Below are 12027 nucleotides of genomic sequence, written 5' to 3'. Positions count from 1 at the left end.
TTCCGAATATTACAATGCAGTTACGGGAAACCTAATAGGCTAGCTTCGCGTCGTAAACGCGCCCTTAGCGTCTAGCGCAGTGTAGCAAGTCTATTTGACTACGAACGAAGACCGACGCCTTCAGCGTCAACCTCCGTCCTAGGCTAGCCGTACAGGGCGCCGAGAAGCTTATTTCCCAGCCTCTTTCTAGTTTACTCATTTGAGGACGGCAGCGTCAAGAATTGCATCCGCGCCCCAATGATCTTGTTGACCGTCGGGACCCCATCGTGGACGTGGAGGGCCTTGAACGGGAAGGTCGCCCGGTAGGTCACCACCCCCGGATCGTTGGCCCGCTTTAAGGATTCAGCCACCGTCTCGCCAGCCGCCTTACCGGTCACTAACTGGATGAAGATGCCGGGCAAGCTGACGCAGAGAACCTTCGACAGGAAGGCAACCTCAGTCAGTGGCAGCGGCTGCACCCCAACCTGGTGGTACTCATCCCCCGCCTTGACGAAGATCACCTGGAAGAGTCCCGGCTCATCCTGGTCCATGACCGCGCTGCTGGCCTGGTCGCTGATCGGTTGGAAGGCGTAGTCTGGCACCGCCGCTGGGTAGCGGATCGCCGTCGACTGGTAGTTGAGCTGCTCCGGGGAGAGCAGGTTGGTGGTGGTCCCCAGCGGGTAGGCGTATTCACCATCATAGATATAATTGAAGGCCACCAGTTTGGCCGCCCGGTTGTCGAGCTGGGGCAAGCGGTCGTCAGGCAGGACGATCAGCTGGCATTCCAGGTTAACCCGCTTTAAGGCATCCAGGAGCTGGGTATAGGAGGCCGGGACGAACAATAGTTGGGGTTGTTCTACCTTCAGGAGCTGGAAGACGTTCTCCGGGGTCGGCGGCTCCAGGTAGCGCTTGTCACTCAGCTCGCTTACTAGGGCCACCGAGCTCGGGTTGGTATCGACAATCACCGTGTGGTAGCCCTCCCGGTGAAGTTGCTGGATCATTGCCGCCACGAAATAGTCACCGGAATTGCTAAGGCCGAGTTGCAGCCCCCCGGTCCCGATGACCATCGCGCTCGGCTGGGCCGTCTTGGTCCCCTCGTTCTCATCCTCCAGCGCCGAGTAAAAGCTGCTGGTATGCTGGTCAAATTCGCCGGCCGAGGGCTCGATCTCCTTGTACTTGCTGGTGATCTGGTGGTCAAGCAGCATCTGGTAGATTCGGTCCGGCGTCGTCTTCCAGAGACGGGCGATAAGCTGGTTACTCAGCCCGCAGCCCTTGGCCCGGATCAGGACCGGCTCCTTGCCCGGATTGTCAACAACCTCCTTGATGAGGAGGCGCATCTTATTGATCTGATCGAAATAGAAGGGATCGATCTTGGTCATCTCCGCCAGCTCGTCAACGCCGTAGCCCCGGTTCATCGCCTCGATCAGGACAAAGAGGCGGCCGGCCTCGGGATGAACCAGCTTGACGATCAGCTCGTCGTCGGTCAGCTTCTTCTGGGCGGCCAGGTGAAAGTCAGCCGGCTCACGGTAACGGGATTCAATGGCCTTGAAGAGGGCCTCAATCGTGCTCCGACCAACCCCAAAGACGGTCCCAACCGACTTCTTCTCCGTCCCCAGCAGGTGACTGGCCTCGGGGATCTCGGTAAAGCCCCAGACCGGGACCCGGGCCGCAATGTGGTCCATTGTCGGTTCCACCAGGGCCGCGTGATGAACGTAGTTGGGCCCCAGGTCAATGTCACGCAGACGTTGACCGGCATAGAGCTGGGCAGAGACCCGGGCAATCGGGTAGCCAGTCGACTGGGCGACAAAGGAGGCCATCCGGTCGAAGTAGGGACTGTTCTTGATGACGTAGAACTTGTCGTTATCAGGGTTCAGGGCAAACTGAACATGGTTGATACCGACGATCCGCAGCTTCCGCGTGATCGCAAAGGCGGTGTCCCGCATATCCTGGATCTGCCGGTCCAACAGGGTCTGCGGCGGGTTGAAGGCCACCGAGTCACCGGCATGGATACCGATCGGGTCCATGTCCTCAACCATTGAGAGCATCATCATCGTTCCCGAGGCGTCACGCTGGACCATCACCTCAATCTCCTTGTAACCGGCCAGGCTCTGCTGAACCAGGACTTGTTCGGCCCGCGACTGACTCAGGCAGCTCTGGACCGCCGACGCCAATTCCCGCTGGTCATGGACAATCCGCCGGGTACTGTTGCTCTTTGGCAAGACGGACCGGATGATCACCGGGTAACCCAGTTTCTGGGCCTCCTCCAGGGCATCCTGGTAGTTGCTGACCGTGACCACAGTCTTCATCGGTGCGTCCATCTTGTGAAGGGTCCGACTGAGCAGGACCGGGTTGTTGACCTGGCGCACGGTTGCCTCGGGCACCCCCAGCAGCTGGATGTCGCGTTTTTGAATGATTCCCTTCTCAAGGAGCTCCTGGGTCAGTTCAAAGGCGTGCTGGTTGCCGACTGTCGGCAGGATGGCGGCCGGACGATAGCGGTCAATCAGGTTAACCAGGTACTCAACGTTTAACGGGCCAATGCAGGCGTGATCGACCGCCGAACGGTTCTCCAGGCTGACCGAAAAGGGGTTGTTATCTGCCAGAATGGTCTTGATGCCGAGCTTTTTGAAGGTCGACACGATCTCAAAGGTGGCCGCGTCCAACTCGTCCCCGTGTTGGATGTCGTTGGCCCCGGCCCCGATCACCAGAACCGACTTTATGCTTGTCTGTGACATCAGCGCCGCGCCTCCTTTCGCTTCATCATGTCGAGAAATTCGTCAAACAGGCCGTCCGTCTCATCGGGACCCGGCGCCCCGTCCGGGAAGAACTGGACGGAAAAGGCCGGGTAGTGACGGTGACGCAGGCCCTGGATGCTGTCGTCAATCAGGTCAACATAGGTGATGAACAGCTGGGACCGGTCGACAGTGTGCGGGTCAATCCGGTAGCCGCCGCCCTGGTTGGCGTAAACAATGTGGTCGGTGATGATCTCCTTTAATGGGTGGTTCATCCCGTGGTGCTCAACCGGGTTGCGCTCGACCGTTGCCCCGTTAGCAATCGCAAACAGCTCGTGGCCCAGACCGATTGCAAACAGCGGAACCTTGGTCTGGATCTGCTGGATCATCTCCAGGACCGAACGCTTGATGCTGTTCGGGTCTCCGGGGCCACTGGACAGGACCACCCCGTCCGGATCCAGGCGGAGGATCTCCTCGGCCGTGGCGGTGTAGGGCAGGACTGTGACGTTGCACTTGCGCCGGCTGAGCTCCCGCAGGACCCCGTTTTTCAGGCCGAAGTCAACGACCACCACGCTCATCCCCACGCCCGGATTCGGATAGGGCTTGGGCGTGGCCACCTGGGCGACCTGCTGGTTGGTCAGGACCGTCGCGTGTAGCTGGTCGAAGGCATGATCATCGGGAACCGGCACGATGCTCCCCTTCAGTGGCTTACCCGCGTCGCGAAGCTTGTGGACCACCGCCCGGGTATCGATGTTGGTGATCCCGGGGATGTTCATCTGCCTAAGGTAGCGGTCGAGGGTCTGCTGGCGGGCGCTGGTGGCTCCAGCGTTGGCCAGCGAGTGCACGACGACCCCCTTGATGGTCGGGACAATCGTCTCGTAGATGTTATGCTGGATCCTGTAGCTGCCGATGTTGGGCTGGGAAAACACCACGATCTGGTTGTTGTAGATCTGGTTGGTGATGATCTCCTGGTAGCCAGTCATGCTGGTGTTAAATACAACTTCACCAAAGGTCACCGCGGGGGCGCCGAATCCCTCCCCGGCAAAAATCGTTCCATCTTCAAATATTAGGTAGCGTGCAGTCACTTTATCACTCACCCTTAAATACGTTCTCATCCCCTATTATGCCGTCTGCAGGCACAATTACAAGGATCTACTTATCAGTTTTATCAAGTTTGTCTAGCATCTGCTGAAAATATAGTGGCAGCGGAGCCGTGAAGGTCAGCTGTTCCCCGGTCTGCGGGTGCTTAAAGCCCAGCAGGCGGGCATGCAGGTACTGGCCATTGCCTGGCAGGGTCTTGCGTGGTCCATAGAGGGGGTCCCCGGCCAGCGGGTGGCCAATATACTTCATGTGAACCCGAATCTGGTGGGTCCGGCCGGTCTCCAGCCGGCAAGCCACCAGGGTATAGTGGCGGTAGCGCCGAAGAACCCTAAAGTGGGTCACCGCGTGCCGACCATCGGCGACGACCGCCTGCTTCTTGCGGTCCTTGGGCGACCGACCCAGGGGGGCATCGACCGTCCCCTGGTCCTCCTTAATCACCCCGTGCACCAGGGCCACGTACTCCCGCTCGTTGGTCTTGGCCTTGAGCTGGGCGGCCAGCGACCGGTGGGCCATGTCATTTTTGGCCACCATCAGGAGTCCCGAGGTGTCCTTGTCGATCCGGTGAACGATCCCGGGGCGGAACTCACCGTTGATGGTCGACAGTGGCGAATGGTAGAGCAGGGCGTTGACCAGGGTATGGTCAGGGTGGCCGGGGGCCGGGTGGACAACCATCCCCTGGGGCTTGTTGACCACGATCACGTCGTCATCCTCGTAGACGATGTCTAAGGGGATGTTCTCCGGCACCAGGTCGATCTTCTTGGGCTTTTCCGGCTCGATGGTCACCACGTCCCCCGCCGCTAGCTTGTACTTGGGCTTGACCGGCTGGCCGTTGACCTGGACGTGGCCGTCCTCGATCCAACGCTGGAGCTGGGAGCGCGAGTATTGGCTGAAGTGGTGGCCGAGCTGTTTGTCGATCCGCCCCGTCAGTTCGTTATCAATCACCAGGCGTACTGGTTCATCCATCCGTCAATCATCCTCTCGTAGAATTGCAATAATCAAGGCCAGCACCCCGATGGTCAGGCAGGAGTCGGCCACGTTGAACACCGGAAAGTTGACGAAGAGCACTTCGAACATGTCGACCACATAGCCGTTGGCCAGGCGGTCGATGAAGTTGCCCAGGGTTCCGGCCAAGATCAGCGCCAGGCCGACCATCAAAGCCGGCTGGTGACGCCAGCGGACCATCAGGTAGCCGACCACGGCGATGGCCACCACCGAGATGATGGTAAAGAACCACTGCTGGCCCTGGAGAATGCTCCAGGCAGCCCCGTCGTTGTGAAGGTCAGTCAAGGCCAGCACCCCGGGAATGACCACGTGACTAGCCCCGAGGGCAATCGTGGTTGTCACCCAGTGCTTGACCAGCTGGTCGACGGCGACCAGGGCGGCGACGAGCAGCAGGCTGATGCTAATGGTCACGGCTGGTCTCCTCCGTTTGGTTGTTCAGGGCTAATTGCAGGCGCTTGATGTCCTTCTGACTGAAGGTAAAGTTGAGGACCTCACCGTTGACCGTCATCGTCACCGTATGCTTGGTAAAACGCGGCTGACGGATGTCGGCCAGCGGAATCATCAGGTAGTCACGCTGCAAAAGCCGGCTGAAGACCAGCTTGGTCGGCGTGATCACCACCGTCCGCCGCTTGATCTCCAAAAATGTTAAAATGACAAAGGCCACAAAGAACAGGGCCGACACCCACTGAAAATGGGTGATCTCCAGCCAGACGATCAGACCGATCAAAAACAACAGGAACGTCCAGCACCAGCTGATGATCGTCCCGGTCAGGTCCGGCTGATAAAAATATCGGGTCTCTTCCTCCATAAGACAGACTCTTCCTTTCAAAGTGAGGTAATTATTAATGTTAAAACTGTACACCGACGCCGCCAGCAAGGGCAACCCCGGTCCCACCGGTCTCGGCGCCCTAATCATCGCCGACCACCAGCAGTACCAGGAGACCGCCACTTTGGCGCGGGCCGACAATCACCACGGCGAATTTGCCGCGGCCCAGTTCGGCTTCCAATACATCCTGGACCACTTTGGTCCCCAGCAAACAGTGCTATTCTACACCGACAGCCGGGTGCTCAGTGACGCCATTGGGAAAAATTATACAAAACATTACCAAAGGGAGCTAACAGAACTCAACCAGCTGATCGGCCAGTTTACGACCATCGTCACCCAGTGGATCCCCGACCAGCAAAACCACGGTGCCCATCACCTGGCCAACCAGGCGCTGCGGTCGCTCGAATAGGTCGTCACCTAGATAATACGTGAATAATTGATTTCAACATCAAACCGATTATATTGTATCATTTTGCATCCCCACACTACCATACTACCCTGAAACAGGTTAAAACTTTTTTAGTCTGAGCCTGTTTTTATATTATTAGGGTGGTATTCTCCGTCATTCTTGTTTAGGAAAACGATACCCTTTTATATAATTTTCTATTGACATCGCTTACATAAGATAATATATTATTTGGTGTATCGTTAAACCGTAACATTTTGAAATACTATCAAAGGAAGTTAGACAAATGAACTACTTTATTGGTGTTGATGTTGGTACGACGTCAACCAAAGCCGTCCTTTACGATGAACATGCAAAAGTATTAGACCACTTTAGCGAAGGCTACTCCCTTTACCGGGATGCTAGCGGAATGGCTGAACAGGATCCAGAAGCAATGCTCAATGCCGTTGAGAAGGTGATCCATGACGCTGGAACGAAGATCGATTTTGCAAACGAAAAATTGTTAGCGGTTTCGTTCTCTAGTGCTAATCAAAGCGTGATCATGCTTGATCACCATTTTCGCCCCCTTTCTCGGGTAATCACGTGGGCAGATACCCGAGCGCGAACGGTTGCTGACCAGCTGAAACGCAGTCCGGAGGGGCAGCAGCTATACGCCAAGACCGGGACACCGATTCACCCGATGTCACCGCTGACCAAGATAATGTGGCTTAATCAGGCCCACCCGGAAACGGTGGCCAAGACCACCTACTTTGGCGATATTAAGTCCTACCTCTTCTATAAATTCTTTGGGTCATTCAAGGTTGACATCTCAATTGCCTCCTGCACCGGAATGATGAACATCAATACCGGCAACTGGGACAGCCAGGCCCTGACCCTTGCTAAGGTTAAGGCAAACCAGCTGCCCACCATCGTTAACGGGACAAGTCAGGCAGTCGGTTTAACAGACGAGGCCCAATCAAAACTGGGCATTCCAGCAGACACCCCATTCGTCTACGGGGCCTTTGACGGGGCCCTGTCAAACCTGGGTGTCGGCGCAATCAAGCAAAACACGGTTGCGATCACCATCGGCACATCAGCCGGTGTTCGGGTTGTCACGGATCATCCCGTAATTGATCCCCAGCAGCGACTCTTCTGCTACGCCGTCGATAACGGGCTTTGGGTAATCGGCGGCCCCCTGAACAACGGTGGCGACGTCTACCAATGGGCGGTTGAGCACCTGGTGGACGCTAGCGCCGTTAAGAACGAGCAGGTTGACCCATATACTCTTGCCAATCACGTCATTGAAGGGGTCCCGGCCGGCGCCCACGCCCTCCTCTTTCATCCCTTCCTCGGTGGTGAACGAGCTCCCCTGTGGGATGCCAACGCCCGGGGAAGCTTCTTCGGCCTTTCGCAACTGCATACCCGTGCCGACATGCTACGGTCGGTAATGGAAGGAATCTGTATGAATATCGCCACCGTCTTCCAAGCTGTTCGAAACCTGGTTGGCGAACCATCCAGCGTCACCGCGACTGGTGGTTTTGCCCGGGCAGAAGTATGGCGGCAGATGCTGGCGGACGTCCTCAATTGCCCGGTCAACATTCCAAACTCATTTGAGTCTGGCTGCTTGGGAGCGGTCACCATGGCAATGAAGAGCCTCGGGATTGTCGATAGTCTTGACGTTGTCCAAGACCTTATTGGCGATATCAGCTCATACCAGCCACGGGCAAGTGCGGTTCATGTTTACCAGCAATACCTACCCTTGTTCCAACAGGTCGAGGGACTGTTAACCCCGGCCTACTCAACAATCGCGATGCTGCAACAACAATCTTCTCACAAGGAGGGGTAAATCATGCCATTACTTATCGTTTTAATCGGTGTTGTCCTCTTAATCTTCATGATCGTTAAGTTAAAGCTCAACACCTTCGTTGCCCTAGTTATCACTTCGTTTATTATCGCCCTCCTACTGGGGTTGCCGCTCGCCAAGATCCCGACAACCATTGAAACCGGGATTGGCGGTCAGCTAGGTCACCTTGCCATCATTTTCGGCTTTGGATCAATGCTGGGGAAGCTTGTCTCTGATGCTGGTGGTGGCTACCGAATTGCCACGACCCTTATTGATAAGTTCGGTCGCCGCTGGATTCAGGTCGCCGTTATCCTCGCCTCATTCATTATCGGGCTGGCACTGTTCTTTGAAGTCGGCCTGGTTGTTGTTCTGCCGATTATCTTCATCATTGCCCGCGAGCTTGACATGCCGCTGATGTACCTTGGTATCCCCATGGCTGCCACACTGAACGTTACCCACGCTTTCCTGCCGCCGCACCCGGCACCAACAGCGATCTCTGATATTCTCGGTGCCAACCTCGGGCACGTCCTCCTGCTCGGTATTATTGCCGCAATCCCAACAATTATTATTGCCGGACCGGTGTTCAACTGGTTCCTTCACAAGGTCTACCCAAAGGTTTACCGGAAGAATATTGATATCTCGGTTCTTGGCGAATACAAAGAATTCAGCCTGGATGAGACCCCGAAGTTCGGTATCTCTGTTCTGACAGCGATGATGCCAGTTATCCTAATTGCCGTTGCCACCATTTGTTCATTTATTTTCCCGAAGAGCAACCCCGTTAACGAATTCATCCAATTTATCGGTGCCCCTGACCTCGCAATGCTTCTTTCGTTAATTTTTGCCATCTTTACAATGGGGCTTTGGCGAAACAAGAAGATGGGTGAAATCTCCAACTCGATGGTTGCTTCCATTAAACAGATTTCCGTAATGCTCTTGATTATCGGTGGTGGGGGTGCCTTTAAGCAAGTCCTTGTCGACGGTGGCATCTCGAAGTATATTTCAACCCTCTTTGCGCAAACCAATATTTCACCAATTCTGGCCGCATGGCTCATCACCGCAATTCTCCGTGTATCGCTAGGGTCATCTACGGTTGCGGCAATGACTGCCGCTGGCCTTGTTGCTCCAATGGCACACCAGTTTGGTTCCAACTCGGCGATGGCCGCCCTAATGGTTCTAGCCGTTGGTGCCGGATCGGTCTTCTGTGACCACGTCAACGATGCTGGCTTCTGGATGATCAAGGAATACTTCGGCCTTTCATTAAAGGAAACCCTGCTTTCCTGGTCAACCCTAACCTCCGTCCTGGCAATTGCCGGACTGGGTGCGGTATACGCAATTTCACTATTTGTTTGATATTTACTAATGCAAAAGGAGCTCCCGGATGGTGGAGCTCCTTTTGTAATTGGTGGGGACGCAATCCCTCTATTAGCGTATAATGGATGTAAACTGTAGAATTGGGAAATAGTTGCAGAGCGGCTATTTCCCATTCTTGTCGTAAAAATTATTTACCCGCGTCCCGGCGTAGTGGTTAAACCGTCCGCCGGTTCAGCCGACTTAAGGACTCTGCCCCCGCAGGATCACGTCGCCCCTTGTCACACACTGCCGGCCAGGCTATGCGGCAGGAATCAAATATCAAGTATAACTAAGGAAGATGACAATGACACAGCACATTACAATTGCAGACGTCGCCAGAGCCGCTGGTGTCTCAGTAACTACCGTTTCCCGGATTCTCAATGGTCGCTTTGAGAAAATGCGCCCAGCAACCCGCAAGCACGTCGAAATGGCAATTCATAGCCTCAATTATGTCCCAGCCGCATCAGCCCAACGCCTTCGCCAAGCACAGGGTCACGTAATTGGGGTCCTGGTCGGCGATATTTCCAACCCCTTCTCATCCCTACTCGCCAAGGGAATAGATGATGTGTTACAGAAGGCGGGTTACGATATCTTGCTAATGAATACTAACAACTCGATTGATACCGAAGCGCGGGCATTAAAACGACTATACCAGCAACGGGTCGACGGCATAATCGTCCAGCCAAATTCCCGCCACTTTACCCAGTACGAATTTACCAAAAGAAATAATGTTCCCCTGGTCATCGTCGATCGGGAAGTCGATGACCAGCCGCAAACGACCGGTAAGGTTACCAGCACCAACCGGGATGCCTGCTATCAACTGGGGAAATCACTCAGCCGGCGCGGCTATGATAACATCCTAACCATCAGCGCCCGCTTCGCTGAAGCCTCGGGGCAAATTCCCCGAATTGCCGGTCTTAAGCTGGCGGCAAAAGAGGCTGGCCTAAGTTATCGTAATATTGAAACACGCGGCCATGACCGGCAATGGCTAACCCAAGCGTTCCGTAAACAGTTCAATGCACTAGATGGGCGGACGGCCGTTATTTCATTGATGGGGCCCGTTCTCTTTGACCTCCTCAGCATCTTCAAAAATCTTAACCTCACCTTCCCGGCTGACCTGGGGCTCGTCAGCTTTGACGACTGGGAATGGTCACAGTACGTGGGTGATGGGATCTTTCTTTTAAAACAGGATATGGAACTGATGGGTAACATCGCCGCCGATAAATTGCTGACGCAAATAAGTAAGAAGGACAGTGCTAGTTCGACCACCCTCCTCCCCGTTGAAACCGTCGAACGGCATTCAATTTAGCATATCTGTGCGGTTGCGGACTAAATCAAACGGGTTCTGAGATAAGGAGGGCAGATTTGACAGGCCTTTTTGAAAACCATTATACTTTAATTTGTAACGCAATTTCTTAGATATGAAGGAGAGAAAGCCAAAATCATACAGACTAGTAACGACTATCACAAAAAGAACTACAAGAAAGCACCAATTAAAGAGGTCCATTTACGAGTATTTTTAGCAATCGTTCTTGGACAAATAGCTTGCGGATATGCATTAGGAATATCTGGGACTGCATTAAACGACGCCCAAAACTATATCCATATTAGCGATCTTTGGGTGGGCCTAATCGGGGCTGGTAGCTTGCTTGGACTAATGGGGAGCGCCATCATGGGCCGAATTGCCGATCAATTTGGTCGCCGCAAAATGCTCATGATCGACATGTACTTATTCGCACTTCTCTCCCTGCTCCAGCTGTTAACAGCAAGCCCATTGGCGCTATTTCTTATCCGTTTCCTCATCGGACTAATGATTGCCATTGACTATACTGTTGGTAATTCCTTATTAGTGGAATGGCTGCCCCTTAATGAAAGCGGTAAGCGACAGAGCCAGCTAATTATTTATTGGACCATCGGATTCATTCTCTCGTATATCGCCGGGATCATAATCCACGGCTTTGGCAGTCGAAACTGGCAGATAATTCTGGCTTCATCAGCCATTTTAGGCTTGATTACCGCAATTTTTCGTTCGGTTGCCAAACTTCCGGCATCCCCCAGCTGGTTGGCCAGCCAGGGCAAATACAAGACTGCCCAAAAATTAATTCAGAAGCATATCGGTAAAAAGTGGGGCCTGCCGTTCAAGCTCCTAAAAGCAAAACCAACTGATAGCGTGTCCTGGAAGGCCCTGTTTACAAAACAGTATCGACGCAGAACTTTGGTCGGCGGGCTATTCTATGCTTGCCAGGCCTTTGCCTTCTTTGGCATCAGCATCTTCTTGCCCATTTTACTAGCAAGCATGGGGATGAGTGATAGTAACCTTTCCGGAATTATCTATAACGGTTGTATGCTAGTCGGGGTCCTCCTTGGTAGCCGGCTATTTCAAACTTTAAGCCGGCGCATTTTCCTGATTGGAACATTTTTCCTGTCAGCCCTAGCCCTTTTGCTAATGCTACTTGGCCCTGCTCATGCTTTCGTCTTTCAGATGGCGCTCTTTGCCCTGTTTTCAATCGTCCTCTCTTCCGGTCTGACATTAGATTACCCGTATCCAACTGAGCTATTTGACATCAAGGTTCGCGCAACTGGTGTTGGAACCTGCATTACGATCAGTCGAATCGGCGCAGCTAGCGGGACCTTCTTGTTGCCGATCCTGACTAGTCTTGGCGGCGCCCACCTTGCCATGCTGGTTTGCCTGGTGGTTTTAATTGTCGGTGGGGTCATCTGTCTTATCTGGGCACCAGAAACGTCGCCTAAATACATTTCTAAAAATAACTAACCATGTTGATGAAATGGGCTAGGATCCGGCTTACGATCC

10 protein-coding genes are annotated in these 12027 nt (G+C 54.1%); 5 read left to right on the top strand and 5 right to left on the bottom strand.

Annotation, left to right across the window (positions count from 1 at the left end; genetic code table 11):
• Positions 1 to 191: 191 nt before the first annotated feature.
• The 5 genes from FD34_RS05820 to FD34_RS05800 form a co-directional block, all read right to left on the bottom strand.
• Positions 192 to 2711 carry an ATP-binding protein gene (locus FD34_RS05820; RefSeq protein WP_057807676.1) on the bottom strand — a complete coding sequence of 840 codons (2520 nt, stop codon included), beginning with the start codon at positions 2709 to 2711 and terminating at the stop codon, positions 192 to 194.
• Positions 2711 to 3793 (bottom strand): carbamoyl phosphate synthase small subunit, encoded by a 1083-nt coding sequence (locus FD34_RS05815; protein WP_057807674.1) that lies wholly within the window; start codon positions 3791 to 3793, stop codon positions 2711 to 2713. Before FD34_RS05815 ends, FD34_RS05820 begins: the two co-directional genes overlap by 1 nt.
• 67 nt (positions 3794 to 3860) lie before the next feature.
• Entirely contained in the window at positions 3861 to 4772 is a 912-nt protein-coding gene (locus FD34_RS05810; RefSeq protein ID WP_057807672.1) for an RluA family pseudouridine synthase, read from the bottom strand.
• 3 nt (positions 4773 to 4775) lie between these two features.
• Positions 4776 to 5216, bottom strand: a complete 441-nt coding sequence (gene lspA / locus FD34_RS05805; RefSeq protein WP_083479907.1) for a signal peptidase II — start codon at positions 5214 to 5216, stop codon at positions 4776 to 4778.
• On the bottom strand, positions 5212 to 5619 hold the full coding sequence (locus tag FD34_RS05800) for an EbsA family protein (protein WP_057807668.1): 408 nt from the start codon (positions 5617 to 5619) through the stop codon (positions 5212 to 5214). The genes lspA and FD34_RS05800 overlap by 5 nt, the downstream gene beginning before the upstream one ends.
• A gap of 37 nt (positions 5620 to 5656) precedes the next feature.
• On the opposite strand from FD34_RS05800, the gene FD34_RS05795 reads away from it, so the two are divergent.
• The 5 genes from FD34_RS05795 (at position 5657) to FD34_RS05775 (ending at position 11988) form a co-directional block, all read left to right on the top strand.
• Positions 5657 to 6046, top strand: coding sequence for a ribonuclease HI family protein (locus tag FD34_RS05795; RefSeq protein WP_057807665.1), 390 nt, complete (start codon positions 5657 to 5659; stop codon positions 6044 to 6046).
• A 283-nt stretch (positions 6047 to 6329) separates the two neighbouring features.
• A complete protein-coding gene (locus FD34_RS05790) occupies positions 6330 to 7868 on the top strand; it encodes a gluconokinase (protein ID WP_057807663.1) in 1539 nt (512 codons plus the stop codon).
• Positions 7869 to 7871: 3 nt separating this feature from the next.
• Entirely contained in the window at positions 7872 to 9215 is a 1344-nt protein-coding gene (locus FD34_RS05785) for a gluconate:H+ symporter (protein ID WP_057807661.1), read from the top strand.
• Positions 9216 to 9513: 298 nt separating this feature from the next.
• Entirely contained in the window at positions 9514 to 10524 is a 1011-nt protein-coding gene (locus tag FD34_RS05780) for a LacI family DNA-binding transcriptional regulator (RefSeq protein ID WP_338040356.1), read from the top strand.
• A gap of 135 nt (positions 10525 to 10659) precedes the next feature.
• Entirely contained in the window at positions 10660 to 11988 is a 1329-nt protein-coding gene (locus tag FD34_RS05775; protein WP_057807657.1) for an MFS transporter, read from the top strand.
• Positions 11989 to 12027 lie beyond the last annotated feature (39 nt).

The sequence above is a fragment of the Limosilactobacillus pontis DSM 8475 genome (assembly GCF_001435345.1).
Classification (GTDB): Bacteria; Bacillota; Bacilli; order Lactobacillales; family Lactobacillaceae; genus Limosilactobacillus; species Limosilactobacillus pontis.
This window is presented reverse-complemented; position numbering and strand designations above follow the sequence as displayed.